The sequence below is a fragment of the Streptomyces sp. NBC_01390 genome, from assembly GCF_045040105.1.
GTDB lineage: Bacteria > Actinomycetota > Actinomycetes > Streptomycetales > Streptomycetaceae > Streptomyces.
On record NZ_CP109551.1, the window covers coordinates 2133273 to 2158839 of the forward strand.

Annotated in this window: 20 protein-coding genes and 2 pseudogenes; 14 read left to right on the plus strand and 8 right to left on the minus strand. The window is 71.0% G+C overall.

Going from position 1 to position 25567, the window contains the following annotated elements:
* Positions 1 to 31 precede the first annotated feature (31 nt).
* The 3 genes from OG241_RS09615 (at position 32) to OG241_RS09625 (ending at position 6625) form a co-directional block, all read left to right on the plus strand.
* Complete coding sequence (locus tag OG241_RS09615) at positions 32 to 3325, plus strand: DNRLRE domain-containing protein (RefSeq protein WP_405814770.1); 3294 nt, start codon at positions 32 to 34, stop codon at positions 3323 to 3325.
* A gap of 13 nt (positions 3326 to 3338) precedes the next feature.
* Positions 3339 to 6257, plus strand: coding sequence for an RHS repeat-associated core domain-containing protein (locus OG241_RS09620; protein ID WP_405826102.1), 2919 nt, complete (start codon positions 3339 to 3341; stop codon positions 6255 to 6257).
* Positions 6258 to 6388: 131 nt separating this feature from the next.
* Entirely contained in the window at positions 6389 to 6625 is a 237-nt protein-coding gene (locus OG241_RS09625) for a hypothetical protein (RefSeq protein ID WP_405814772.1), read from the plus strand.
* Between the two features lie 186 nt (positions 6626 to 6811).
* Here OG241_RS09625 and OG241_RS09630 read toward each other — a convergent pair.
* Positions 6812 to 7027, minus strand: a pseudogene (locus tag OG241_RS09630) (ISAzo13-like element transposase-related protein); the annotation flags it as partial.
* Between the two features lie 205 nt (positions 7028 to 7232).
* On the opposite strand from OG241_RS09630, the gene OG241_RS09635 reads away from it, so the two are divergent.
* Positions 7233 to 7880 (plus strand): NADPH-dependent F420 reductase, encoded by a 648-nt coding sequence (locus tag OG241_RS09635; protein WP_405814773.1) that lies wholly within the window; start codon positions 7233 to 7235, stop codon positions 7878 to 7880.
* Positions 7881 to 7924: 44 nt separating this feature from the next.
* Here OG241_RS09635 and OG241_RS09640 read toward each other — a convergent pair whose 3' ends face one another.
* Together OG241_RS09640 and OG241_RS09645 are read right to left on the minus strand one after the other, a co-directional pair.
* Positions 7925 to 8647: an ABC transporter permease gene (locus OG241_RS09640; RefSeq protein WP_405814774.1), complete on the minus strand. Its 723-nt coding sequence runs from the start codon at positions 8645 to 8647 to the stop codon at positions 7925 to 7927.
* Positions 8648 to 8649: 2 nt separating this feature from the next.
* On the minus strand, positions 8650 to 9597 hold the full coding sequence (locus OG241_RS09645) for an ABC transporter ATP-binding protein (protein WP_405814775.1): 948 nt from the start codon (positions 9595 to 9597) through the stop codon (positions 8650 to 8652).
* Positions 9598 to 9705: 108 nt separating this feature from the next.
* Here OG241_RS09645 and OG241_RS09650 point away from each other — a divergent pair, with 108 nt between their 5' ends.
* The 3 genes from OG241_RS09650 to OG241_RS09660 all read left to right on the plus strand — a co-directional run bounded on the left by OG241_RS09650 (position 9706) and on the right by OG241_RS09660 (position 12862).
* Entirely contained in the window at positions 9706 to 10860 is a 1155-nt protein-coding gene (locus tag OG241_RS09650; RefSeq protein ID WP_405814776.1) for a sensor histidine kinase, read from the plus strand.
* Positions 10861 to 10874: 14 nt separating this feature from the next.
* Complete coding sequence (locus OG241_RS09655) at positions 10875 to 11546, plus strand: response regulator (RefSeq protein ID WP_405814777.1); 672 nt, start codon at positions 10875 to 10877, stop codon at positions 11544 to 11546.
* Positions 11547 to 11704: 158 nt separating this feature from the next.
* Complete coding sequence (locus OG241_RS09660) at positions 11705 to 12862, plus strand: ROK family transcriptional regulator (protein WP_405814778.1); 1158 nt, start codon at positions 11705 to 11707, stop codon at positions 12860 to 12862.
* A gap of 80 nt (positions 12863 to 12942) precedes the next feature.
* On the opposite strand, the gene OG241_RS09665 is transcribed toward OG241_RS09660, so the two are convergent.
* Positions 12943 to 13704, minus strand: a complete 762-nt coding sequence (locus tag OG241_RS09665) for a GntR family transcriptional regulator (protein ID WP_405814779.1) — start codon at positions 13702 to 13704, stop codon at positions 12943 to 12945.
* A gap of 111 nt (positions 13705 to 13815) precedes the next feature.
* Positions 13816 to 14718, minus strand: coding sequence for an RNA polymerase sigma-70 factor (locus OG241_RS09670; RefSeq protein WP_405814780.1), 903 nt, complete (start codon positions 14716 to 14718; stop codon positions 13816 to 13818).
* Positions 14719 to 14888: 170 nt separating this feature from the next.
* Between OG241_RS09670 and OG241_RS09675 the strand changes: the two genes are divergently transcribed.
* Complete coding sequence (locus OG241_RS09675; RefSeq protein ID WP_405814781.1) at positions 14889 to 15731, plus strand: alpha/beta fold hydrolase; 843 nt, start codon at positions 14889 to 14891, stop codon at positions 15729 to 15731.
* Between the two features lie 42 nt (positions 15732 to 15773).
* Here OG241_RS09675 and OG241_RS09680 read toward each other — a convergent pair.
* Positions 15774 to 16688, minus strand: a pseudogene (locus OG241_RS09680) (DMT family transporter); the annotation flags it as partial.
* Between OG241_RS09680 and OG241_RS09685 the strand changes: the two are divergent.
* The 4 genes from OG241_RS09685 to OG241_RS09700 all read left to right on the plus strand — a co-directional run bounded on the left by OG241_RS09685 (position 16679) and on the right by OG241_RS09700 (position 22981).
* Positions 16679 to 18109, plus strand: a complete 1431-nt coding sequence (locus tag OG241_RS09685; RefSeq protein WP_405814782.1) for a PLP-dependent aminotransferase family protein — start codon at positions 16679 to 16681, stop codon at positions 18107 to 18109. The pseudogene OG241_RS09680 and the gene OG241_RS09685 sit on opposite strands and share 10 nt — an antisense overlap.
* Before the next feature lie 129 nt (positions 18110 to 18238).
* Complete coding sequence (locus OG241_RS09690) at positions 18239 to 19828, plus strand: alkaline phosphatase D family protein (protein ID WP_405814783.1); 1590 nt, start codon at positions 18239 to 18241, stop codon at positions 19826 to 19828.
* A 113-nt stretch (positions 19829 to 19941) separates the two neighbouring features.
* On the plus strand, positions 19942 to 21204 hold the full coding sequence (locus tag OG241_RS09695; protein WP_405814784.1) for a GNAT family N-acetyltransferase: 1263 nt from the start codon (positions 19942 to 19944) through the stop codon (positions 21202 to 21204).
* A gap of 85 nt (positions 21205 to 21289) precedes the next feature.
* Positions 21290 to 22981: a DUF885 domain-containing protein gene (locus OG241_RS09700; RefSeq protein ID WP_405814785.1), complete on the plus strand. Its 1692-nt coding sequence runs from the start codon at positions 21290 to 21292 to the stop codon at positions 22979 to 22981.
* Between the two features lie 93 nt (positions 22982 to 23074).
* Here the strand turns inward: OG241_RS09700 and OG241_RS09705 are convergent, their stop codons facing one another.
* Positions 23075 to 23569, minus strand: coding sequence for an immunity 21 family protein (locus OG241_RS09705; RefSeq protein ID WP_405814786.1), 495 nt, complete (start codon positions 23567 to 23569; stop codon positions 23075 to 23077).
* Between the two features lie 76 nt (positions 23570 to 23645).
* On the opposite strand from OG241_RS09705, the gene OG241_RS09710 reads away from it, so the two are divergent.
* Positions 23646 to 24440: an ATP-grasp domain-containing protein gene (locus OG241_RS09710; RefSeq protein WP_405814787.1), complete on the plus strand. Its 795-nt coding sequence runs from the start codon at positions 23646 to 23648 to the stop codon at positions 24438 to 24440.
* 49 nt (positions 24441 to 24489) lie between these two features.
* Here the strand turns inward: OG241_RS09710 and OG241_RS09715 are convergent, their stop codons facing one another.
* Positions 24490 to 24972 (minus strand): rhodanese-like domain-containing protein, encoded by a 483-nt coding sequence (locus OG241_RS09715; RefSeq protein WP_405814789.1) that lies wholly within the window; start codon positions 24970 to 24972, stop codon positions 24490 to 24492.
* 140 nt (positions 24973 to 25112) lie between these two features.
* On the opposite strand from OG241_RS09715, the gene OG241_RS09720 reads away from it, so the two are divergent.
* Complete coding sequence (locus OG241_RS09720; RefSeq protein ID WP_405814790.1) at positions 25113 to 25559, plus strand: Lrp/AsnC family transcriptional regulator; 447 nt, start codon at positions 25113 to 25115, stop codon at positions 25557 to 25559.
* Positions 25560 to 25567: the final 8 nt, after the last annotated feature.

Below are 25567 nucleotides of genomic sequence, written 5' to 3' on the forward strand. Positions count from 1 at the left end.
CTGGTCCCGGTCCAGAATATGTGCGATCGGAATGATCGCCGCCGCAGCCCTTGTCGTCGAGACAGCGATGACCGTCGCCGGCACCGGGACAGCCGTCGCTCTGCCGGACAACGTCGCGTCGACGTCTGCCCTGAAATCGGAGGCCGCGAAGTACGGCGCCGCCGAGGCTCAGGACGCCACCTCTGCTCTGCTGATGGCCCGGTTGCAGAACCGGAAGATCGAGATCCTGTCGGAGCGGACGCCGGACTCGACGACGTACGCGCTGCCCGACGGCAGCATGCAGACGGCCGCCTACGCAGGCCCCATCAGGGTGAAGCAGGACGGTGACTGGCACGACATCGACACCGACCTGTCCGACACCGGCCCCGCCCTGGAGCCCCGGGTGGCCGCGGCGGACATCTCCGTGTCGGACGGTGGTGACACCGCTCTCGCCTCGGTGACCAAGAGCGGCAGGTCCTTCGGTCTCGGCTGGGAGGACAAGCTGCCCACGCCGACCGTGCGCGACGCGACCGCCTCCTACGCCCTGGGCGCCGGCCAGACCTTGACGGCGACCGCGCTCGCGCAGGGTTTCTCCGAGAACATCGCCCTCGCCGCGCGCCCGGCCGACCAGTCCCTGACGTACCGGATTCCGCTGAACCTGAAAGGCCTGACCCTCTCCCGGGCCGACTCCGGCCACCTCCTGCTGAAGGACTCCACCGGCAAACTGGTCGCCGAGGCGCCCGCGCCGATGATGTGGGACGCAAGCAAGGACCCGGCCTCCGGTGAGTCCGCGCACCAGGAGCAGGTCGCCGCCAGGGTCGAGACCGCCGCCGACGGCACGCAGACCCTCGTCCTCACCCCCGACCAGACCTTCCTGGCCACCGCCACCTACCCGGTGACGGTCGACCCGACCACCACCCTCGCGGTCACGACCGACACCTGGATCCAGACCCCGGACTACCTGGACTCCCAGGTCTCCTCCCAGGAGCTGAAGTCGGGCACCTACGACGGCGGCACGGACCTGGCGCGGTCGTTCCTGAAGTTCGACGTGTCGAAGTTCGCCGGCAAGCACATCACTGACACCAACCTCGCCCTCTACAACTACTACTCCGCGACCTGCGCCACCGACGGATCGGGCACCACCGTCCGCCGGATCACGACGGACTGGTCCTCGACCTCGGTGACCTGGGCCACCCGGCCCTCGTCCACCGGCACCGGCGCCGTGAACAACCTGGTGCCGCGCGGCTACTCCTCCGCCTGCCCGGCCGGCTGGTCCACCTGGGACATCGACTCCATCGTGCAGGCCTGGGCCGACGGCACCCCCAACTACGGCCTCATGGTCTACGGCACCAACGAAACCGACTCCAAGACCTGGCGCCGCTTTCGCTCCGCCAACTACACCACGACCGGCTACGCCCCGAAGCTGACGGTCACCTACAACTCGTACCCTGCCAAGCCGACTTCGGCAGGCGTGTCACCCTCCGCCGTCAACGCCTACAGCGGCAAGCAGTACGTGACCACGTACACCCCCACCCTGTCCGCGAAGGTCTCCGACCCGGACGGCTCGACGGTCAAGGCCCAGTTCGAGATCACCAACGACCCGGCCTACTCGGGCGAGACCTCGTACTCCTACACCGCCACCTCCGCCTCCGTCCCCTCCGGTTCCACCGCAACCCTGGCAGTCCCGTCCGCGAACCAGTTGGCCGCCTCGCATCTGCGGATGCGGGTGCGAGGGTATGACGGGACGGACTACGGCGCCTGGTCCTCCTACATCTACTTCGTGCCGAACGTCGCCAAGCCGAACCCGTCGACGATCTCCTGCTCGCCCTACTCCTCCGGCAGTTGGACGGACCAGTCGAGCAGCGGTGCCACCTGCACGCTGAGCACGTCCTCCACCGACGGCGCCGGCTACCAATGGGGGCTGGACGACAAGACCCTCCCCAACCATGCCCTGGACACCAGCGACGGCAACGGCGGCGATTCGCAGACCATCACCATCAAGCCGGGCAACGGCTGGCACACCCTCTACGCACGGACCATCGACTCCGGCGGCAACCTCTCCGCCTCCGCCACCTCCTACGCCTTCGGCGTCGGCAAGGCGGGGCTCACCTCCCCGGTCACGGGTGACACCACGGACGACGACGTGTCCCTGTCCGCCACTCAGTCCGGCGCGTTCACCGGGGTGACGTACCAGTACCGGATCGGCGACAGCGTCGGCTGGCAGCCGATCCCGGTGACGTATGTGACCAAGAGCGACGGCTCGGCGATCTCTTCCTGGCCGGTCTCCTTCTCCTCCTCCGCGAACCCCGGAGACCTCACCTGGGCGGCGACCGGCCAGCTCGCCGACGACGGTCCCGTGCAGGTGAGAGCGCTGTTCACGGACGGCACCAACACCTACGGCACCGACGCGGCCACGGTCACCGTCGACCGCAAGGCGGACAACGCGCCGGTCAGCGCGATCGGCCCGGGCACGGTCAACCTGCTCACCGGTGACTTCTCCCTCGACGCCACGGACGTCGGCGCGTTCGGCGCCCGCGGTGACCCGTACGTTCTCCTCCCGCGACCCGATGGCCGGGGCGGGACAGCCCGGCCAGGTCGCCGTCTTCGGCCCCAACTGGGCCTCCGGCGTCACCGCGTCGACGTCCAACTGGACGTACATCCGCCAGACCACGCCCACCTCGGTGGCGGTGATGGACTCAAGTGGCGGCCAGACCGGTTTCACCCTCAACGCGGCCCACGGCTGGACACCCGAGCCGGGTGCCGAGAGCCTCACTCTGACCCTCGCCGGCGACACGTACACGCTGAAGGATTCCGGCGGCAGCGTCACCACCTTCGACAAGGTGCCGGGCGCGACACAGACGTGGCAGATGAAGACCTCGTACACGGTGAACGACTCCTCCGCGAACACCACGACCGTACTCTCACGGGCGGTCAGTCTCTCCGACGGCAGGGTCCTCGCCGAGCCGCAGTACGTCGTCGCGCCCACGAGTGCGGTCAGTGCGGCGACCTGCGTGGCCCAGCCCTCCACGGCCTACTGCAGGGTCCTGGAATTCGTCTACGCCTCCGGTACCACCGCGACCTCCTCCACACTCGGCAACTACGCGGGGCAGGTCCAGGAGATCAGGCTGTGGGCCACCGCCCCCGGCGGCTCGGCCGCGACCTCGACACCCGTCGCGCAGTACACGTACGACTCCTCGGGCCGCCTCCGGGAAGTCTGGGACCCGCGCCTGAGCACCCCGCTGAAGACCGCGTACACCTACGACAGCAAGGGCCGGGTGGCCACCGAGACCGACCCCGGCGACCTGCCCTGGACCTTCGCCTACGACAAGGTCGGCAACAACGGTGACGCGGGCGAGGGCATGCTGCTGTCCGCTTCCCGTCCGACCCTGAAGCAGGGCACCGCGTCGACCACCGACGGCACCGCCACCACCAGCGTGGTCTACGACGTCCCGGTCTCCGGTGGTTCCGCGCCGAACCAGCTCGCCCCGACCGCAACCACCGCCTGGGGCCAGCACGACAACCCGGTCTACGGCGCAGCCGTCTTCCCCGCTTCCGCCCCCGCCCCGTCCTCCCACGACGGCGCCACACTGGGCTCCGGCGACTACACCACGGCGAAGATCAGCTACCTCGACGCCAACGGCCACGAGGTCAACACCGCCGTGCCCGGCGGACACATAGCGACCACGGAGTACAACGCCGACGGCAACGTGATCCGTGAACTGACCGCAGGAAACCGCGAGTTGGCACTCGGAACAACCACCAGTTCCGACCCTCGGCTCGCGGGGGCGATCGCCGCCCCGAACAACACGGCAGTTGCGGCCGACCTCCTGTCCACGATCACCACCTACACCACCAGCGCGGACGGTGTGTCCCTGGTCTCGGACGTACGGGAACCACTCCACACCGTCACGCTCCAGCACGCGCTCTCCGGCGGCACCAGCGACGTCGACCTGGCCGCGGGCTCCGAGACCCTGGCCCACGCGCACACCGTCTACGCCTATGACGAGGGCCGTCCGAGCGACGCCAAGGTCTCCGACCTGCTCACCTCGACCACGGTCGGCGCGAGCGTCACCGGCTACCCGGCCGACGGCGACAAGTCCAAGGACATCAGCACCTACGACTGGTCGACAGGCCTCCAACTGACCAGCGTCACCGACCCGTCCGGTCTGGCTCTGACCACCACCAATACCTACGACAGCGACGGCAACCTGCTGTCCACGACCGGGCCGAACAAGAACTCCACCACCCAGACGGTGACCACCTACTGGTCCGCGACGGGCTCAGGCGCCTGTCAGGGCCACCCCGAGTGGGCCGGCCTCACCTGCCGCGTCGCGCCCGGCGGCGCCATCACCGGCGGTGGCTCCAACCCGTCCGAACTGGTCACCAAGTCCTACACCTACGACCGCTACGGCGCGCCCGACACCCTCACCGAGACCGCGAACGGCTCCACCCGCACCACCTCCTACTCCCGTGACGCAGTCGACCGTGTGATCAAGAAGGTGATCAGCGGCGGCAAGGGCACCGCCATCCCTGACACCACCTACACCTACGACTCCGCCACCGGTCTGCTCGCCACTCAGACCAGCAATGCCCAGACGATCGTCCACACCTACGACAGCCTCGGCCGGCAGATCTCCTACAACGACGGCTCCGGCAACACCACGACCACGGCGTACGACGGCGCGAACCGCCTGGTGACGGTCACGGACTCGGTTCCGTCGACGACCACGTACAGCTACGACAGCACCACCGGCTATCCGGCCAAGACCACCGACTCCGTCGCCGGCACCTTCACCGCCACGTCCTACGACGCCGACGGCAACCTGACCGGTGAGACCCTGCCCGGCGGCTACACCTTCGCCCTGACATACGACACCAACGGCGCGCCCACCGGCCGCACCTACACCGACTCCTCCCACACCGCCGTCCTCGACGACCAGGCCGACTACACGATCCTGGGCACCGAGTCCGGCCACGCGGAGAACAACGGCGCCTCCACCGGCACCGGTTACACCTACGACGCGGCCGGCCGCCTGACCCAGGCCCAGGACGACACGGGCGCCACCTGCACCACCCGCGCCTACACGTTCGCGTCCGCGACCAGTTGGGACCGCACCAAGCTCACCACCAGTACCGGCATTACGGACTGCGCCGACACGACGACGACCACGACGTCGACGGCCACGCACACCTACGACAGCGCGGACCGCATCACGGACACCGGCTACACGTACGACGCCTACGGCCGCACCCTGACAACCCCCGACGCGACGCTCGCCTACTACACCAACGACCTGGCCCGCAGCGAGGCGACCAGCACCACCAGGCAGACCTGGACACTGGACGCGGAGCAGCGCCAGGCCGTCACCGCCAACGCCACCAGCACCGACGGCGGCACCACCTGGACCGACGGCACGACGGCGACCAACCACTACGCCGACGACACCGACAGCCCGACCTGGACCGCCGACTCCTCCGGCACGGTCACCCGCTCGGTCCTGGACGTGGCCGGAGCCCTGGGCGCGACGACCTCCGCGAACGGCGCCATCGCCCTCCAGCTCGCGGACCTGCACGGCGACATAGCGGTCACCCTGGCCACGGCCACCACGACCGCCACCGCCTACTCCTACGACGAGTACGGCAACACCACGAACACACCACGCTACGGCTGGCAGGGCGACGCCCTCCGGGCCAGTGACACCCCCACCGGCATCACCCTGATGGGCCTGCGCCTCTACAACCCGACCACCGGCCGCTTCCTCCAGACGGACCCCGTCCAGAACGGCAGCGCCACCTCGTACGACTACTGCAACGGCGACCCGGTCAACTGCTCGGACCTGAACGGCCAGTGCCCCTCCAGCCTGATCTCGGGGACGACTTGCGAAATCGCCGCGGGGCTGGTGTCCCTCGGCGTTGCCGGCGACACCATCTGTGCCGCGGTCAGCGGCCCCGGATTCCTGGTCTGCGCAGCCGCCATGGGCGGCGTCGCAAATGTCGCAGGGTATTTCGTCGAAACGAGGTTCGACGGCGGATGGAGCTGGAAGAAAGCCAGTCAGAAGTTCATCGCCGGCCTGGTTTCCGGCACTATTGCTGGTGGCGCTATCAAACGCCTCTCAAGAACAAGCCCAGGAAGGAGGGTCATCACGTGGATAGCGAACAAGATCGTATCCCTGGGCGTGAAACTCGAAAGACTCCTGCACCGAGTCCACGTCTCTTCACGCGGGATAACCAGTGTCCTGACGCGTTTGGCCGCCGCGCTGGAAAACTTCACACACTGAGTCAACGACCATCGGCGATCAGATCCGCACTCCAGTGACGCAGAAAGCCTCCGGCGGAGGATTTACAGGAACCGCAAAGTTCCCGCCGATCCTCCGCCGGATATTCACGCAAAATAATTGAGGATTTCGGAATGAAGAAGACACTCAGGAAAATTCTTCCACCCTTGTTCGCTCTGTTCCTGGCTTTTGCGCTTATGCCGGTGTACGAGGGGTTCCAGCACCAGCGGAGTTGGTATCATGTCGCCGTCAGGGTCGCGACATATGCGACAGTGATCCTACTGATCCCCGTGATAGCCCTCTTCGTGACCCGAGCACGCAATCGGAAGAAGAAGAATTCAAGCCCTGAACTTGATGACGAAGGTAGATAGACGTCACTCCTTGATGATGACTGCCGTCACGGCCCGCCACCTGACCGGGACGAGGATGGAGTGCAGGGACCTGCCGAACAATTGAGGCTGGGGTGCCGCAGCCCCATGGGGAGCTTGTCGCCGGTGGGGTAGGCGCCGGGGTCGAACTCGGCATGGACAGATTCGCGTCCACGCCCATGACCGGCTGCCGTCCGCGAGGCAGGCCGTGACCTGGTCGCTGACGTAGCGGAACTGGGCGTCACGGTCCGGATGCCGGGCCCCTCGGTGGTCCTGGAGGTGCCCTGCAGAGAGAAGCGCTCCTCTTTCAACAGCGCGGCCACCGTGTCCGAACCGACCCGGTGTCCCTGACGCGCCGCGCTGGTCCGGCTCGACCAGCGCCAGCAACGCGGGCACCAGCCCCGGGGCACGGCTTCCAAGATCATGGACTCAGAAGACAGTGGGCGATGACAGCCCAGGGGATGGTCCGAATGGTACTCCGACCCCTCGGGCAGAGGGAGCTGTCGGGCGCGGCGGAAGCTTGGGTTCCGTTGCGCATCCGCCTAGGGTCGCGTTACGCCAACGGCCGCGGCCGGGCTGGGATTCGCAACGAACCGACATGAGGACGCACATGAGGATCGCAGTACTGGGTACCGGCGAGGTCGGCCGACGGCTCGCGGGCAAGCTCGTCTCCCTCGGCCACGAGGTCACGATGGGTTCCCGCATGGCGGACAACGCCGACGCCAAGCAGTGGGCCTCCGAGACCGGCGGCGCCCACGGGACCTTCGCCGATGCCTGCGCCCGCGCCGATCTCGTCGTGAACGCGACCGGCGGGCTGGTCTCCCTGGCCGTGCTGGAGGCCGCCGGGGCGGAGAACCTGCGTGGGAAGACCATCGTCGACGTGTCCAACGCACTGGACTTCTCCGAGGGGTTTCCGCCCAAGGTCGTCACCCCGGACGGCCGCAGTGTCGCCGAGCAGTTGCAGACGGCCTTTCCGGAAGCCCGCGTCGTGAAGACCCTCAACACGATGAACAACGCCGTCATGGTGGAGCCCGCCCGCGTCCCCGGCATGCACAACGTCTTCGTCAGCGGCGACGACGCCGACGCGAAGGCCGAAACCACCGCGCTCCTGCGGTCCTTCGGCTGGGCACCCGAGCAGATCACCGACCTCGGCGACCTCTCGAGCGCCCGCGCCACCGAAGCTCTGATGGCGTTGTGGCTGCGGCTCTACGGGGTGCTCGGCCCGGTGGACTTCAACCTGGCCGTCGTCACCGCCTGACGAGCTCGTGCACGGTGGGCGGTGACGACGGCGCCGTCCGTCCGTCACGCGTCCCGGCGGCGTACGCTCCATGCCCCCGCGAGCAGCGCTGCCGCCGTCCAGAGCGCGGTCACCGTGAGGCCGGTCCAGGGGCCGAGGGAGCTGTCGGTCGTCTCGTAGAGGATCACCTGGCCTGCCCGGTCGGGCAGGAAGTCGGTCAGTCCGCCTGCCACGTCCCCGATCACGAACGAGATGATGAGGATGAACGGGATCAGGATGCTGAGCGTGGCGACGCCGCTGCGCAACAGGGCGGTGAGTCCGGCCGCGAGCAGTGCCATCAGCGTGAGGTAGAGGCCGCAGCCGGCGACACCACGCGCCTGTTCGCCCAGCGTGAGGCCGTTCGCCGCGTCGCCCAGCCCCGTCCTCGCGGCGGCGAGCGAGGCGAGGCCGGTGACCAGCCCCACCAGCAGGGTCGGTACGGCGATGGCCGCGATCTTGGCCGCGAACCACCGTCTGCGCCGGGGCACCGCGGCGAGGGTGAGTCGCAGTCCGCCGTGGAACTCGCAGGAGACGGCGGTCGCGCCGAAGGCGATGGCGGCGATCTGGCCGGGCCAGACCCCGGAGAGCGCCGTGAACAGGGGGTCGAACTCCGGGTCGGAGGTGCTGGAGACCCCGGCGAGCGCGGAGAACGCCGTGGAGACGGCGAGCACCGCCAGCAGCGCCCAGCAGAGCGAGCGGAGCGTACGGATCTTCAGCAGCTCGGAGCGCAGCACGGGTGCGAACGGCATGGTCAGGCCTCCTGAGGCTGCGCCGGGGACTGCGCGGAGTGTCGCTGGGCGGTGAACTCGGTCTCGGACGTCGTCAGATCGAGGTAGGCCTGTTCCAACGTGCCCTCCTCCGTGGCCAGTTCGAGGACCGGTACACCGGCGTCCGACGCCAGTCGCCCGATGTCGTCCACCCGGGCGTGGTGCACCGTCAGGTGCCCGTCCGCGTGCTCGGCGGCTTCGTATCCGTGGCGGGCGAGGGCCCCCTTGAGCGCGGCGCCCTCTGTCGTACGCACCCGGACACGTGGCTGCACGCGCGCGTGGATGAACTCCCGCACCGGGGTGTCGGCGAGAAGACGGCCGCGGCCCAGGACCACCAGGTGGTCGGCGAAGGACGCGGTCTCGTTCATGAGGTGGCTGGAGACCAGGACCGTACGCCCCTCCTGGGCCAGTCGGCGCAGCAACTCCCGGATCCAGATGATGCCTTCCGGATCGAGGCCGTTGGAGGGCTCGTCGAGCAGCAGCACGGGCGGATCACCGAGGAGGGCGGCCGCGATGCCCAGGCGTTGGCGCATGCCCAGGGAGTACGTCTTCACGCGGCGCCTCGCGGCCGACGCGAGGCCCGTCTCCTCCAGGACCTCGTCCACCCGGCGCTCCGGGATGCGGTTGCTCGTCGCCAGCACCCGCAGATGGTCACGTGCGGTGCGTGAGCCGTGCGCTGCCTGCGCGTCGAGGAGGGCGCCCGCGTGGCGCAGCGGTTCGTCGAGGGTGGCGTAGGCCCGACCGCCGATGGTGGCGGTGCCGGACGTCGGCCGGTCCAGGCCGAGCACGAGCCGCATGGTGGTGGACTTTCCGGCGCCGTTGGGGCCGAGGAAACCGGTGACGCGGCCGGGCAGGACACGGAAGGTGAGGTGGTCGACGGCTCGCGTCGCGCCGTACTCCTTGGTGAGGTTCTGGACGTCGATGCTGGTCATGGCAGCAGCCTGGCCGCCGGCCCGGGGTGCGCGCCTCCCCCGCCGGAGGGCTTCGTCTCCCCCGTCCGGGGGAGGCCCGTTGTCAGTGGCGGCTGTCACGATGTCCCCATGGCCCGCTTCCTGCGCCCGCTGCTGCGCGGGACGACGTACACCCGCTTACTGCACCTGTGGGTGCCGATGCTCGTCGTGAGCGTGTGGCTGTTCATCGACATGTCGAAGCCGTGGGTTCCCGCCGTGGTTCTGCTGCCGGTCGGGCTGATTCCGGCCGTGCGGCTGGGCGAGGGGGTACAGGCGCGGCTGTTGCTGACGCCGGGCGCACGCGAGTCGGCGATCTCCGTCGCCCCTTCGGCGAGTTGGCGGGACCGGCTGCGGACGGTGCTGTGGCTGGAGGTGCGGATGGCTCTCGGGGTGGTCGCGGCGGGGGCGAGTGTCTGGCTGCCGATGACCACCGTCGGTCTGGTCCTGGCCGCGACGGGGAACCGGCCCGACGACAACCCGTTCGTGCCGGTGGCGCAGCCGAGCTGGGTGTACGCCCTGCTCGCACCGCTGCCGCTGCTCGCCTTCTACGGCGTGGTGGTCGGCCTGGGTGAACTGGTCACCGCCGTCGCGCGCGGGCTGCTGGGCCCCTCCCCGTCCGAGCGGCTCGCCGCGCTGGAGGAGCGCACCGAGCAGCTCCTGGAGCGCAATCGCATCGCCCGTGAGCTGCACGACTCCATCGGGCACGCTCTCACGGTGGCAGTGGTGCAGGCGGGCGCGGCCCGTGCGGCGGGCGATCCCGCGTTCACCGACCGGGCGCTGGCCGCCATCGAGGAGACCGGCCGGGTCGCGCTGGAGGACCTGGAGCGGGTTCTCGGCGTACTGCGCGAGTCGGGCGGCCCCGCGAGCGGTCGCCCCGCCCTCACCGAGGCCGACCGGCTCCTGGAGTCCGCGCGCCTGTCCGGGGCGAAGGTCGACATCGAGGTGACCGGTCCCGTCGACGGTGTGCCGGGGCCGGTGTCCCGCGAGGGCTACCGCATCCTTCAGGAGTCCCTCACCAATGTGCTGCGGCACGCGGGGGCCGTTCCCGTGCGGGTCCGTATCGGGGTCGCCGACGGCACTCTCGCCCTGGAGGTCCGCAATCCGCTCACCGCCGCGATACGCGGGCCCGGCCGGGGCAGTGGCCTGCGCGGCATACGGGAGCGCGCGGCGCTGCTGGGCGGCCGTGCGCGGACCGGGCCCGACGAGGGCGACTGGCAGGTGCACGTCGAGCTGCCGCTGCGCTGATCTACGCTGACCGGATGCCCGTAACCGTGCTCCTGGTCGACGACGAACCCCTCGTACGCGCGGGTCTGCGGGCCGTGTTGGAGGCTCAGCCCGATATCGAGGTCGTCGGGGAGGCCGCGGACGGGGCCGCCGTCATTCCGTTGGTCAGGCGGTTGCGGCCGGATGTGGTCGCCATGGATGTACGGATGCCGTTGATGGACGGCATCGAGGCCACGCGCGCGGTGCTGCGGACCGTGCCGGAGCCGCCGAAGATCCTGGTCGTGACGACGTTCGAGAACGACGAGTACGTGTACGAGGCGCTGCGGGCCGGTGCCGACGGGTTTCTGCTCAAGCGGGCCCGGCCGGCCGAGATCGTGCACGCGGTGCGGCTGGTCGCCGAGGGTGAGTCGCTGCTGTTCCCGGCCTCGGTGCGGCGGTTGGCGGCCGAGTTCGGGGACGGCGGCAGGGACGGGGGAAATCGGGCCGCCCGGGCCGTTCTGGAGCGGGCGCGGCTGACCGAGCGCGAGGCGGAGGTGCTGCGGCTGATGGCCCGGGGCCTGTCCAACGCGGAGATCGCCGCCCGGCTGGTCGTCGGGACCGAGACCGTGAAGTCGCATGTCAGCGCGGTGCTGGCGAAACTGGCGGCCCGGGATCGTACCCAGGCCGTCATCGTGGCGTACGAGTCCGGGTTCGTGGCGCCCGGCTGATCCCGGCCCGTCCGAAAGGTCGGGGGTGGGCGGCTCTCGCCCGGCTGCTCCACGCCGAGTACGATCCGCCCCACACTGCACGGAGCGCTCCGCTGGAAGCGCGGTGTCGGACCTGCGCGCCTGCTTTCAGCAGGTCCGCCTGGCTGGGAGGACGGACGTTGGGGCAGCTGACCGGTGGGGATCCCTCGCTGCTGCGAAGGATCAACTCCGCGGTGGTGCTGCACGCGCTGCGTGCCACGGACTGCGCGACACTGACCGAGATCACCCGGGTGACGGGCCTGTCCCGGCCGACAGTCGAGGGCGTCGTCGAGGGGCTCATCGAGAACGGGCTCGTCGTCGAGAAGGCCGCCGACGAGAGTGTCGCCCGACGGCAGGGGCGGCCCGCGCGGCGGTTCCGGTTCCGGGCGGAGGCCGGGCATCTGCTGGGGCTGGAGATCGGCTCCCATCGGGTCGCCGCGCTGCTGTCCGACCTCGACGGGCACCTTCTGGGGTCGATCTCGAAGGACGTCGACGAGGCGGCGCCCGCAGACGAGCGGCTGGAGCGGCTGCGGTCGGCGGTCGCCGAGTTGCTGCGCCGGGCCGGGGTGGCCCGCGACTCGCTGCGGGCCGTGGGCGTGGCCACACCCGGGATCGTGGAGGCCGACGGGGTCGTACGGCTGTGCACCGCGTTGCCGGAGTGGACCGGATTGCGCCTCGGTGAGCGGCTCAGCCGGTCCTTCAAGTGCCCGGTGCTGGTCGAGAACGACGCCAACGCGGCTGCTGTCGCCGAGCACTGGAAGGGCGCGGCGATCGACTCCGACGACGTGGTGTTCGTCCTGGCCGGGCTGAGTCCGGGCGCCGGTTCGCTGATCGGCGGGCGGCTGCACCGGGGGTACGGCGGGGCGGCCGGGGAGATCGGCGCGCTGCATCTGCTGGGCCGGGAGGCCACCCCGGAGGCGCTGCTGTCGACCACGGGGAAGCCGCTGCACCCGCTCGACGAGGTGGCGGTCGCCGGGGTGTTCGGCCGCGCCCGCGAGGGTGACGAGCAGGCGCGTGCCGCCGTCGACCGCTTCATCCAGCGGCTGGTCCACGACGTGGCCGCGCTCGTGCTGGCCCTCGACCCCGAGCTGGTCGTCGTCGGCGGCTGGGCCGCGGGGCTGGACGGCGTACTGGAGCCGTTGCGCGACGAGCTGGCGCGCTACTGTCTGCGCCCGCCCGGCGTGGCCCTCTCGCTCCTCGGTGAGGCGGCCGTGGCGACAGGCGCGCTACGGCTCGCTCTCGACCATGTCGAGGAGCAGTTGTTCGCGGTGGAGGGGACGGTGACGGCCCGCCGCTGAGCGCTCCGCGGGGGGCGCGGTTTTATGAGCTGCGGGTCCGTTGTGGCTGGTCGCGCAGTTCCCCGCGCCCCTTTGGGGCGTCAGGACGCGCGGCGTTCCGGGCCGTGGTGGATCTCCACTCCTCCGGTGTCGCCGAAAGTCAGGCGGCACGTGTCAGCCCGGTAGGTCGCCACGGAGAGTGCGGCTGTGCGGCCCTGGGCGAAGAAGCGGGTCGTGACGACGAGGACGGGGGCCCCGGGGAGGCGGTCCAGCTCCTTGGCGTCGTCCGCGCGGGCCGAACCCAGCTCCACGGAGCGGTCCTGGCCCTCCAGCTCAAGTCGCTGGAGTTCGCGCAGCACCGCACGCGCGCGTGCCGCGCCGGACGGAGCGTCTATCCCCGACAGTTCGGGCACCGACGCGGCCGGAACGTAGAGCAGTTCGGCGGCGACCGGCTGGTTGTGCGAGACGCGGGAACGGCGCACGGTGTGGACCGGCTCGTCCGGGCCCGTCTCCAGGGCGGCGGCCACCCCCACGGCCGGTACGGCCAGTCCGCTGTCCACGGCCTGCCAGGCGTCGCCCGCCGCGCCCGGCCACGCGTGCTGGGCCGTGCCGACGGCGACGCCCATGCGCGGCGGGGCGACGGTCGTACCGACACCTCGGCGGCGCTGGAGCCGGCCTTCGAGTTCGAGTTGTTCCAGTGCCTGGCGGAGCGTGGCCCGGGCGACGCCGAAGCGGGCCGCGAGGTCGCGCTCGTTCGGCAGGATCTCGCCCACCGTGAACTCCGAGTCCAGTGCCTCACTGAGCACTGTCTTCAGATGCCAGTACTTCGGCTCCGGCACCGTCTCCAACTGCGTGGTCCCCACCGTGTCCTCCGCAATCGCCGTGGCCCATCGGCGTTTTGGCGCCCTTGTTTATTAAAGGTTGTTGCACTTTCCTGCGACCATAGGGCGGCCCCGATGCTTGGTCAAGACCAATCAGCCGTCCTGGGGAAGAGCCAGGGAGCGCACCTTGTCCGGGTTGCGGATGATGTACACGCGCTGGATACGGCCGTCCGCGACATCCATCTGGAACACGGCGTCGGGCTTGTCGCCGTCCAGGACCAGTACGGCGAAGCCGCCGTTGACCTCCATGAAGCGGAAGGACGCGTCCGCGAGGCCCTTGCCTGCGACGCCGACGACGAAGCGGCCCACGTGGTCGGCGGACTCCAGGATCCGGCGCGGCGCCTGCGCCAGGCCGCCGCTGTCGGCGACGAGGCAGACGTCCGGGGCGAGCAGTTCCATGAGGCCCGCGAGATCGCCCTGTTCGGCGGCGACCAGGAACCGTTCGGTCAGGTCGCGGCGCTGGACCGGGTCGACCTCGTAGCGGGGGCGCCGTTCGTCGACGTGGCGGCGGGCGCGTCCGGCGAGCTGACGCACCGCCGGTTCGGAGCGGTCGAGCATGCCGGCGATCTCCGCGAACGGGTATCCGAACGCCTCTCGGAGGACGAACACCGCGCGCTCCAGCGGCGAGAGGGACTCCATGACGACCATGACCGCGAGGGACACGGTGTCGGCGAGCACGGCCCGCTCGGCGGCGTCCGGGACGGTGCGCGCGGCGCCGGTGAGTTCGGTGACGTACGGCTCGGGCAGCCACGGTCCGACGTAGGTCTCGCCGCGCGACTTCACCTGGCGCAGCCGGTCGATGGCGAGCCGGGTCGTGACGCGCACGAGATAGGCGCGCGGTTCGCGTACGTCGGTCCGGTCGGCGCCGGACCAGCGCAGCCACGCCTCCTGGACGACGTCCTCGGCGTCGGCCACCCGGCCGAGCATCCGGTAGGCGACGCCCATGAGGACGGGCCGGTGTTCTTCGAAGACGTCGGTCACGGTGTCGGCGGTCACGACTCCAACCCAACCCGGCACCGCGGGTGATGTCCAGCGAGTTGTCGGCCGACGCCCATTGGGGGCTACCCGTCGGTAGTAATTGCTGACAAGCTGTCTACGCGGTCCCCGTGGACAGCCACGCGGACAGCCACGCCGATACGCAGACGCGTACGAAGAGGAGCAGCCCCATGTCCGCCACCGTCGCCTTCGAGGTCCCCTCTCCGTACGGCCCGCCGGCCGGGACCAGGACCGTGACCCTGTCCTACGCGCGCGTGGGTGCCGGCGAGCCGCTTCTGCTGCTGCACGGCATCGGGCACCACCGGCAGGCCTGGGACCCGGTGATCGACATCCTGGCCACCGAGCGCGAGGTGATCGCCGTCGATCTCCCCGGGTTCGGCGCGTCCCCGGCGCTGCCGGACGACTTCGTGCACGACCTGCCGACGATGACCGCCGTCTTCGCCGCCCTGTGCGAGGCGCTGGACCTGGACCGGCCGCATGTGGCGGGCAACTCGCTGGGCGGTCTGCTCGCTCTCGAACTCGGGCGCGAGAAGCGCGTACGGTCCGTCACCACGCTCTCCCCCGCGGGGTTCTGGTCGCAGGCGGAGCGGCGGTACGCGTTCGGGGTGCTGCTCGCGATGCGGCGGGCCGCGCGGAGCATGCCGCTGCCGCTGGTCGAGCGGCTGTCGCGCTCGGCGGCGGGACGGGCCGTCCTGACGAGCAGCATCTACGCCCGTCCCGGCCGCCGGTCACCCGAGGCCGTCGTCGCCGAGACGCTCGCCCTGGCGAACGCCCAGCGCTTCACCGAGACCCTCGCGGCCGGCCGCGACATCCGCTTCACGGACGACATCCCCGGCATCCCGGTCACCGTCGCGTGGGGCACCCGGGACCTGCTGCTCGTGCGCCGCCAGGGCATCCGCGCCAAGCGGATCATCCCCAAGGCCCGCCTGATCCGGCTCCCCGGCTGCGGCCATGTCCCGATGAACGACGACCCGGCGCTGGTCGCCCGGGTGATCCTCGACGGCAGCCGCTGACCGGCGGAAGAACGTGAACGCGCCGGATCCCAGGGCGACTCCGGCGCCGACCAGGGCGCTTCCGACGGCTTGCGGGGCGCCGTAGGAGCCCGTGCCGACGAGCGGGGCGGTGCAGGCCGCGGCGACCGGGATGAGGCCGGAGAAGAGCGTGGCGCGCTCCGCGCCGATCCGTTGCAGGCCGATGTACCAGCACACGAAGCCGACGACGGTGACGACCGCCGCCTGCCACAGCAGTGCGGCGGCCTCGGTGGTGTCGGGCACCCGCAGCCAGTCGGCGCCGTCGAGGACCACGCCAGCGAGCGCGGACTCGGCGGCGGCGAGACCGCACACGGTCGCGGACATCAGCCGGGGCCCCAGGGGCCGCACCAAGGGCACGGCGAGCAGCGCGAAACCGACCTCACCGGCCAGCGCGCACCCGGAGAACGCGAGACCGGCACCGTCCGTGCGGCCCCATCCCTGGACCGCGAACGCGCCCGCCGCGACGGTCAACGCCCCGCACAGGACGGTCGGTTGAGGCCTCCGCCGGTCCGACAACGGCACCAGGACCGCCACGACTGCGGGCGCGCAGCCCACGAACACCCCGGGCACCGCCGGTTCCGCGCTGTGTTCGGCGGCGATGACGGCCAGGTTGAAGCCGACCATGCCGACGGCCGCGAGCAGCGCGAGGCGGACCCAGTGGCGGGCGGCGAGCACTCTGAGCGGGGCCGCCCCACCCCGGCCGACCAGCGGCACGAGAAGTAGACAGGCCAGGCCGTAGCGGAGGAACTGGCCGCCCGCGTACGGGTAGTCGCCGAGGACGCTGTTGGCGGTGAAGGAGCAGCCGACGAGAACGGCCGCGAGGGCTGTGAGAAGGGCCCCACGCGCGGGGGTGATGTCGGCGGGGTCGGGGAGGGCGTTCATGAAGGTGACGCTAGGGATCGCGGCGGACCGGATTAAGGTCCACTTCCATGACGTCATCGGGGACCAGTCCGGATGGCCTGCCGGGCTCCGCCGCCTGGGAGTTGCTGCTCCCGGCCGCTGCCGCGCCGCCTCGCGCGCGGGGGCGTTCGCTGCAGGAGGCGTTCCGGGAAGCGGTCCGGTCCGGCCGGCTCGCTCCGGGGACACGGCTGCCGTCGAGCCGGGATCTCGCGGCCGACCTCGGGGTGTCGCGGGGGCTGGTCACGGAGGCGTACGAGCAGTTGACCGCAGAGGGCTATCTGCGCAGCGGGCGCGGGGCCGGGACCTGGGTGGGTGACGCCACCCGGGCCGCCCGTCCCCGCGCGCGGGACCTCGCTCCGCGCTCCCCCGGTGCCCGGGCCGACTTCCTCCCGGGGACGCCCGACCTGTCACTGTTCCCGCGTGCCGCGTGGGCCGCCGCCCAGCGCTCGGTGCTCGCGGAGCTCCCGCATCACGCCCTCGGCTATCCGGATCCGCGCGGGCTGCCCCGGTTGCGGACGGCCCTGTCGGAGTTGCTGGCGCGGCGCCGGGGCGTGGTCGCGGACCCGGAACGGGTGGTGGTCGTCTCCGGGGTGGCGCAGGCGACGACACTGCTCGGCCACGTCCTCCACGCGCGCGGGATGCGGGACATCGGCGTGGAGGATCCCGGGAGCCCGGAACACGGCTCCCTGTACGTCTCGGCCGGCCTGGAGGCCGTACCGCTGCCGCTGGACGCCGAGGGCCTCGACCTCGATGTGCTGCGCGTCTCCGGGGTACGGGCGGTGGTGGTCACGCCCGCCCACCAGTTCCCCTCCGGGATCGCCTACTCGGCGGGCCGCCGCACCGAAGTCCTCGACTGGGCCAGGTCGGTGGACGGGCTGGTGATCGAGGACGACTACGACGGGGAGTTCCGCTACGACCGCGCCCCGGTGGGCGCCCTGCAGGGGCTCGACCCCGAGCGCGTCGCCTACACGGGGTCCGTCAGCAAGTCGCTGGCGCCCGGGCTGCGGCTCGGCTGGCTCCTCGTACCGGAGTCGCTCGCCGCGGAGGTCGTCGAACGGAAGCGGACGACGGACCTGGGCCATCCCGCCCTCGACCAGGAGCTGTTCGCGCGGTTCCTGGAACGCGGCGACTACGACCGGCATCTGCGCCGGTGCCAGCGCGCGTACCGGGAACGGCGCGATGCCCTCGTAGCGGCGCTGGCGGAGCACTTTCCCGCGGCCGAGGTGTCGGGGATCGCGGCCGGGCTCCATGTGATCGCCGCGCTGCCGGAGCGGTACGGGCCGCAGGACCGGTTCCTGGAGCGGACGGCGGCGGCCGGGGTCGCGGTCCGGCCGCTGACGGACTTCACGCACGCGGCGGTGCGGAGCCGGGGCGTACGACTGGTGGTGGGGTACGCGCAGTTGTCGCCCGCACGGATCCGGGAGGGGATCCGGCTGATGGCCGAAGCTCTCGCTCCCTGACGGCGGTTCGCACACCGGTTCCCTTGTCCCCGCCGGTGGTTGTTCATCTGTGGTTTGCGTGGGCGCTGCGACGCCCCAGTAGTTGTGGCTGTGCACACTCGCCGGATCCTGTCCCCGGAGGCACGCCCCATGTCAGCTTTCTCCCTGCCCGGTCGTCGCAGCGTGCTGCGCGGTTCGCTCGCCGCTTCGGCGGCCCTGACCCTCCCCGGCGCCATCGGTGCGGCGGCGCCCGCGTTCGCGCTGTCCGGGCGGCCGAAGGCCGGGTGGGGGGTCCAGACGGGCGACGTGACCGCCGACTCGGGGCTGGTGTGGGTGCGGTCCGACCGGCCGGCCCGGATGGTCGTCGAGACGTCCGCCACCGAGTCGTTCCGCAACCCCCGCCGCTGGCACGGTCCGCTGCTCGGAGCGGACACCGACTTCACCGGTACGACGCGGCTGCACGGTCTGCCGCCGGGCGAGCAGATCCACTACCGCGTACTGCTCGCCGACCCGGACGACCCGCGCCGCACCGGCGAGCCGGTGACCGGCACCTTCCGTACGGCGTCGGCACGGCGGCGGGACGGGGTGCGGTTCCTGTGGTCGGGGGACCTGGCGGGTCAGGGCTGGGGCATCAACCCGGACCTCGGTGGTTACCGGATCTACGACGCGATGGGGAAGCTCGACCCCGACTTCTTCCTGTGCAGCGGCGACAACATCTACGCCGACGGCCCGATCTCCGCGACCGCCGCCCTGCCCGACGGCTCCACCTGGCGGAACATCACCACCGAGGAGAAGTCGAAGGTCGCCGAGACGCTCGCCGAGTTCCGCGGCAACTTCCGGTACAACCTGCTCGACGAGAACCTGAAGCGGTTCAACGCCCAGGTCCCGTCGATCATCCAGTGGGACGACCACGAGGTGCGCAACAACTGGTACCCGGGGGAACGGGTCCTCGACTCGGACACCCGTTACACCGAGAAGAGCGTCGACGTCCTCGCGGGCCGGGCCCGGCGGGCCTTCAGCGAGTACTTCCCGATCTCCACGCTCCGGCCGGGCGCCCGGGAGGGCCGCGTCCACCGGGTGCTGCGGCAGGGCCCGCTGCTCGACGTGTTCGTCCTCGACATGCGGACGTACCGCAACGCCAACTCGCCCGACGACCAGACGGTCGACCCCCAGGGCATCCTCGGCGCCGAGCAGCTGGAGTGGCTCAAGCGGGAGCTGTCCTGCTCGCGCGCCGTGTGGAAGGTGATCGCCGCCGACATGCCGCTGGGCCTGGTCGTACCGGACGCCACGGAGGGCAAGGCCAACATCGAGGCCGTCGCGCAGGGCGACCCGGGTGCGCCGCTCGGGCGTGAGCTGCAGATCGCCGAGCTGCTGCGGTTCATCAAGCACCGGCGGATCACCGGCACGGTCTGGCTGACCGCCGACGTCCACCACACCTCGGCGCAGCACTACCAGCCCTCGCGGGCGGCCTTCACCGACTTCGAGCCGTTCTGGGAGTTCGTGTCGGGCCCGCTGAACGCCGGGGCGTTCCCCGCCAGCGCGCTCGACAACACGTTCGGTCCCGAGCGGGTCTTCGTGAAGGCGCCGACCGCGGCGAACGTCTCGCCCGCGGGCGGCTACCAGTTCTTCGGCGAGGTCGACATCGACGGCGGCAGCGGCGAGCTGACGGTAAGGCTGCGCGAGCAGGACGGGACCGTGCTGTTCACGAAGGTGCTCCAGCCGGGGCGGGTGGGCCAGTAGGCGCACACAGGGCGGTAATCGTCCAGGAGTAAACAAAAGGGGCGGAATGCAACTTAACCCTTCGGTCACAGTCCGTTCGTGATCACGCAACACCGTTGGCGCATGGTGGCTGCATGACTCGAGAGATATCTGAGGGAACCCCTATGACGGACGGCCGCCACCCGGTACGCCGGTGGCGGCGGGACGTCGTCGAACTCGCCGCCCTGCTGCGCACATGGTGGGCAAGCCGCCACGGTCACGCACCGCCGGGCGCCACCGACGCGGACACCGACGCCGACTCCGGCGCGAGTGTCCTGTGGCGGATGCGGACGACAGTGCGTGACCAGCCGGGATCGCTCGCCTCGCTGTGCATCGCCCTCGCCGAGCGACGTATCGACATTCTCAGCCTCCAGACGCATCCGCTGGCCCTGGGCACGGTCGACGAGTTCCTGTTGCGTGCCCCCGGTGACCTCTCCGCCGCCGAGATCTCCGGGTCGGTGTCCCGGGCGGGCGGCCAGGGGACGTGGATCGAACGGGCCGACGCCCACGATCTCGTCGACGCGCCGACCCGGGTCCTGGGCCTGGCCACCCGTACGGCCCTGGACGCGGCCGAACTGCCGCTCGCGCTGCGCCAGTTGCTCGGGCGGTGCACGATCCGTTCGCTGCCCGGCACAGATGTGGCGGCCAGGGGCGGCGTACCGGTGGAGGGCGCCCTCGACGAAACTGACACGGTGATGCGGCTGCGCGCGCCGGAAGGCGGAGTGATCACCGTGGAGCGGCCCTATCTGCCGTTCACCCCGACCGAGTTCGCGCGGGCGCGGGCACTGGTGGAGCTGGACGCGCGGCTCGGTCCCCGCGTCCCGCACGGCCAGGACGTGCTGACGCTGCCGCGGGGCAACCCCATCACCGTACGGCGCGCCGACGCGCGCGACCTGGACGCGGCGAAGGCGATGCACGAGCGCTGCTCGCCGCGCACCCTCTCGCTCCGCTACCACGGCCCGATGGGCGACGCCGACCGATACCTGGGCCACCTGCTCAGCCCGCGCTACGGCCGCACACTCGCCGTACAGACCGCGTCGGGGCGGGTGGTCGGCCTCGGTCACCTCCTCTGGGACGGCGACGAGACCGAGATCGCGCTGCTCGTCGAGGACGAGTGGCAGCGGCGCGGCGTCGGCGGGGAACTCCTGCGCCGGCTGGTGTCGATGGCGCGCGAGGCGAACTGCGAGCACGTGTACGCGGTCACTCAGTCCTCCAACACCGGGATGGTCGCCGCGATGCGCGGCCTCGGTCTGCCCCTCGACTACCAGATCGAGGAGGGCACCCTCGTCATCACGGCCCGCCTGGACACGACCCAGACCACCACCCCGAGGCCGTACGACCACAGCGCGCGGGACTGACTTGCCGTACTGATCTCCTGTACTGATCACCGTTCCGGCGCGAATCGAGGTGACGTCGACCGCCGTCGCGTACGAGGATGAGTGCATGTCAGACATCAAGAACCCGCTGCCCCGCGAGGTCGCCGACACCTACGTCGACGATCTCATCGCCCTCGACCCGGTCACCGGAACGTACCTCGGCGTGAAGGAGAGTTCGAGCAGGCTTCCGGACACCTCGCCCGCAGGCCAGGAGGCCTTGGCGGAGCTGGCGCGGACGACGCTGGCCCGGCTCGACGAGGCCGAGGCCCGGCCGGGCGCGGACAGTGACATCGAGCGGCGCTGCGGGCGACTGCTGCGCGAGCGGCTCACCGCCGAACTCGCCGTGCACGAGGCCGGTGAGAGCCTGCGCGCCGTCGGCAACATGCACACGGCCGCGCACTCGGTGCGCGAGGTGTTCACCGTGACGCCGACGGAGACCGACGAGGACTGGACGGCGGTCGCGGAGCGGCTGCGCGCGGTCCCGGCCGCCCTGCTGGGCTACCGGGAGAGCCTGACCCTGGGCCTCGAACGCGGGCTGTACGCGGGTCCGCGCCCCACCGCCACGTTCATCGGGCAGCTCGGCGAGTGGTCCGACCTGGACGGCAAGGGCGTCGGCTGGTTCGCGGACTTCGCGTCGGCCGGCCCCGAGGCGCTGCGCACCGAGCTGGACGAGGCGGCCCGGGGTGCGGACACGGCTGTCGACGAGCTGCGGGACTGGATGCGGGAGGTGTACGCACCTGCCATCGAGGGCGCGCCGAACACGGTGGGCCGCGAGCGGTACGCGCACTGGTCGCGCTACTGGAACGGCACGGATCTGGACCTGGACGAGGCGTACGCGTACGGCTGGGCCGAGTACCACCGGCTCCTCGGTGAGATGAAGCAGGAGGCCGAGAACGTACTGCCCGGCGCCGCGACACCGTGGGTGGCGCTGGCCCATCTCGACGAGCACGGCAAGCACATCGAGGGCGTCGACGAGGTCCGCGAGTGGCTCCAGGGCCTGATGGACCAGGCGATCGAGGCACTGGACGGCACCCACTTCGAACTCGCCGAGCGGGTGAAGAAGGTGGAGTCCCGTATCGCGCCCCCCGGCAGCGCGGCGGCGCCGTACTACATGGCCCCGTCGGAGGACTTCTCACGCCCGGGCACCACCTGGCTGCCCACGATGGGCCAGACCCGCTTCCCCGTGTACGACCTGGTCTCGACCTGGTACCACGAGGGCGTCCCCGGCCACCATCTCCAGCTCGCGCAGTGGGTGCACGTCGCCGAGAACCTCTCCCGCTACCAGGCCACCGTCGGCGGCGTCAGCGCCAACTGTGAGGGCTGGGCCCTGTACGCGGAGCGTCTCATGGACGAGCTGGGCTATCTCACGGACGCGGAGCAGCGACTCGGCTACCTCGACGCGCAGATGATGCGGGCGGCCCGGGTCATCGTCGACATCGGTATGCACCTGGAGCTGGAGATCCCGGCGGAGTCCCCGTTCCACCCCGGTGAACGCTGGACGCCGGAACTGGCGCAGGAGTTCTTCGGCTCCCACAGCAGCCGCCCCGCGGACTTCGTGGAGAGCGAACTGACGCGCTATCTGACCATCCCCGGGCAGGCGATCGGCTACAAGCTGGGCGAACGGGCCTGGCTGCTGGGCCGGGAGAACGCCCAGCGCCGCCACGGCGACGCCTTCGACGCGAAGGCGTGGCACATGGCCGCGCTGTCGCAGGGCTCACTGGGACTGGACGACCTGGTGGACGAGCTGTCCCGGCTGTGAGGTAGCTCGCCAAGGTCAACTCGGCGACGAGAAACGGGGGTTGTGGGGTTCGGGGGTACACCCCGCACCCCCGGCCCCCGCCTCGCTCGCGGGTCAGTCCGACAGCCGTCGCAGCTGTACGAGGCCCACCCACGTCTCCGGTCCCGGCTCCACGTACGCCGCCCGCACCGCGTACCGTCCCGGCGTCAGCTCGACCCGCAGGTGATCGGTCCGGTCGGTCTCCTTGCCGGGCCAGGCGGAGTCGAAGAGGAGCACGTCTCCCGGTGTCTCCCACGCCGTGTCCGGCTCCCACTCGGCCGCGGCGAGCGCTGCCGGGACGCAGGCCAGCACCTCGTCCTCGGAGTCGGCGGCGCACCACCGTACGAAGGTGTCGTGCTCCGGCAGGAACGCGGTCGAGGCGGGTTCGCCGCCGAGGACCAGAGCGGTGGTGTCGCCGACGGGCACAAAGCCGATGAGGCCGTCCACTTCACAGGCCCGGTCGTAGTCCGTCGACAGCTCGTCGCCGTCCGCCCCCGCCCAGAACGGCAGCACCGCTTCCGGTACTGCGATGAGCGGTCCACCGCCCGACTCCACCCACTCAACTGCCATACGCAGCAACCTACACGGTGTACGCGCGAGTAAATTCGGTGTCGGACGACCCTCCCCGTGGGCCACCCTCGGTTCCATGAACGCCCGAACTCTGTTCCTCTCCCCCCGGGTCACCGCCACCGGACACGCACTGGCCGACGCGGCGCGTCGGCGCGGCATGCGTACCGAGGTCCTGCGCGAGTGGCGCGTGCCCGAGGAGTGGCAAGCGGCCCAGGGCGCGACCCTGTACGCCGGGCCGCTGTTCGCGGACGCGGTGGCCACCGGGCTGGGGCTCGGGCTGCTGGAGGCGCCGCCGGACTGGCTGGCCCGGCTGCCGTACGAACTCACGTGCAGGGAGATCGAGTTCAGCACGGTCGGCGTTGCCCGGCAGCTGCGGCGGCCCGCCTTCGTGAAGCCGCCCAACGACAAGAGCTTCCCCGCGCGCGTCTATCCGGACGGAAGCCGGCTGCCGGGCCCCGACGCGGTCGACGACGGCACGCCGGTGCTGGTGAGCGACATCGTGGCGTTCGCCGTGGAGTACCGGCTGTTTCTGCTGGACGGTGAAGTCCGCACCGGCAGCCGGTACTTGACCCATGGCGAGCTGGATGTCGTCCCGCTCGACGAGGACCCTCGGCGCGCGGAGGTACTCGCCTTCGCGCAGCACCTCGCGTCCCCGTATCTGCCGAGTGCCGTGGTCGTGGACGTCGGGCTGCTAGTTGAGGGGTCGCGGTGGGCGGTCGTCGAGGCCAACGCGGCCTGGGCGAGCGGGCATTACGCCTGCGATCCGGATGCCGCCCTCGATGTCGTCCTCCACGCTGCCCGCCCGGAAGGGGAGTTCGGCCCTGCGGACCGTGCCTTTCTGCGTCCGCTGCCCGAAGTCGTGCGGGACTGAGGCGCCCCGTGAGGCGGGGCCGGGCCCTCGGTGGCCCGGCTTCGCTGCTTCAGCAGCCGCACTCCGCCGCGTCCACCGGGGCCGTCAGCGCGTCGGCGGCGCGGCGTTCCCGTCCCTCCCACGTCTCGAACTCGAAGCCCTCGCGCACCCAGTACTCGAAGCCGCCGAGCATCTCCTTGACCTGGTAGCCGAGTTGGGCGAGAGCGAGGGCGGCACGGGTCGCCCCGTTGCAGCCGGGTCCCCAGCAGTACGTCACCACCGGTACGGAGCTGTCGAGCAGCCCGGCGGCCCGCTCGGGGATCAGGGCCGTGGGCAGATGGAGGGCGCCCGGGATGTGGCCCTGGTCCCAGGACTCGGTGGAGCGCGAGTCGACGACCACGAACCCGGGGTCTCCGTCGGCCGCGAGTGCGGCGGCCACGTCGGACACGTCGGCGTGGAAGGCGAGGCTCGCGCCGAAATAGGCGGCGGCGTCGGCCGGGGACGCGGGGGCGACGCGCAGAACGGGGTTGACGACTGTCGTACTGACGCTCATCAGCTGCTGTCCTTTCCCTGAAGGGAGCCCGGGGCAGGGCTCCATGGCCAGAAATCTACGGCCGACGATCACCTCACCTGAAGGAGTGATCCACGGCCTTCTTCTTGATCAGCCGGGGATTCCCCTGCTATTCCTCGGGCATGAGCATGTTTTCCCCGGACGCCACCGACTGGCGCATCCTCGACGTCCTGCAGCGGGACGGCCGCGCCAGTTTCGCGGAGCTGGCACGCGCCGTGGCGATGTCGCCGAGCGCGGTCACCGAGCGGGTGCGGCGGCTGGAGGAGGCCGGTGTCATCCAGGGGTACGCGGCGGTCGTCGACCCGGAGCGGCTCGGCCTGCCGATTCTCGCCTTCGTCCGGCTCAGGTACCCGACCGGCAACTACAAGCCGTTCCACGACCTGGTCGCCGTGACGCCGGAGATCCTGGAGACGCACCACGTCACGGGCGACGACTGTTTCGTCATCAAGGTCGTCGCGCGGTCGATGCGCCATCTGGAGGAGGTGTCGGGCAAGATCGGCGCGCTGGGCTCGGTGACCACGAGCGTCGTCTACTCCTCGCCGCTCCCCCGCCGGCCCGTCGGTCAGTGAGCCTCACT

Coding starts and splice junctions, on each gene's coding strand:
- OG241_RS09695 (WP_405814784.1), top strand. CDS start 19,942: ATGACTCGAGAGATATCTGAGGGAACCCCTATGACGGACGGCCGCCAC.
- OG241_RS09620 (WP_405826102.1), top strand. CDS start 3,339: ATGCTGCTGTCCGCTTCCCGTCCGACCCTGAAGCAGGGCACCGCGTCG.
- OG241_RS09655 (WP_405814777.1), top strand. CDS start 10,875: ATGCCCGTAACCGTGCTCCTGGTCGACGACGAACCCCTCGTACGCGCG.
- OG241_RS09645 (WP_405814775.1), bottom strand. CDS start 9,597: ATGACCAGCATCGACGTCCAGAACCTCACCAAGGAGTACGGCGCGACG.
- OG241_RS09675 (WP_405814781.1), top strand. CDS start 14,889: ATGTCCGCCACCGTCGCCTTCGAGGTCCCCTCTCCGTACGGCCCGCCG.
- OG241_RS09700 (WP_405814785.1), top strand. CDS start 21,290: ATGTCAGACATCAAGAACCCGCTGCCCCGCGAGGTCGCCGACACCTAC.
- OG241_RS09720 (WP_405814790.1), top strand. CDS start 25,113: ATGAGCATGTTTTCCCCGGACGCCACCGACTGGCGCATCCTCGACGTC.
- OG241_RS09715 (WP_405814789.1), bottom strand. CDS start 24,972: ATGAGCGTCAGTACGACAGTCGTCAACCCCGTTCTGCGCGTCGCCCCC.
- OG241_RS09690 (WP_405814783.1), top strand. CDS start 18,239: ATGTCAGCTTTCTCCCTGCCCGGTCGTCGCAGCGTGCTGCGCGGTTCG.
- OG241_RS09685 (WP_405814782.1), top strand. CDS start 16,679: ATGACGTCATCGGGGACCAGTCCGGATGGCCTGCCGGGCTCCGCCGCC.
- OG241_RS09615 (WP_405814770.1), top strand. CDS start 32: ATGATCGCCGCCGCAGCCCTTGTCGTCGAGACAGCGATGACCGTCGCC.
- OG241_RS09705 (WP_405814786.1), bottom strand. CDS start 23,569: ATGGCAGTTGAGTGGGTGGAGTCGGGCGGTGGACCGCTCATCGCAGTA.
- OG241_RS09650 (WP_405814776.1), top strand. CDS start 9,706: ATGGCCCGCTTCCTGCGCCCGCTGCTGCGCGGGACGACGTACACCCGC.
- OG241_RS09625 (WP_405814772.1), top strand. CDS start 6,389: ATGAAGAAGACACTCAGGAAAATTCTTCCACCCTTGTTCGCTCTGTTC.
- OG241_RS09710 (WP_405814787.1), top strand. CDS start 23,646: ATGAACGCCCGAACTCTGTTCCTCTCCCCCCGGGTCACCGCCACCGGA.
- OG241_RS09635 (WP_405814773.1), top strand. CDS start 7,233: ATGAGGATCGCAGTACTGGGTACCGGCGAGGTCGGCCGACGGCTCGCG.
- OG241_RS09640 (WP_405814774.1), bottom strand. CDS start 8,647: ATGCCGTTCGCACCCGTGCTGCGCTCCGAGCTGCTGAAGATCCGTACG.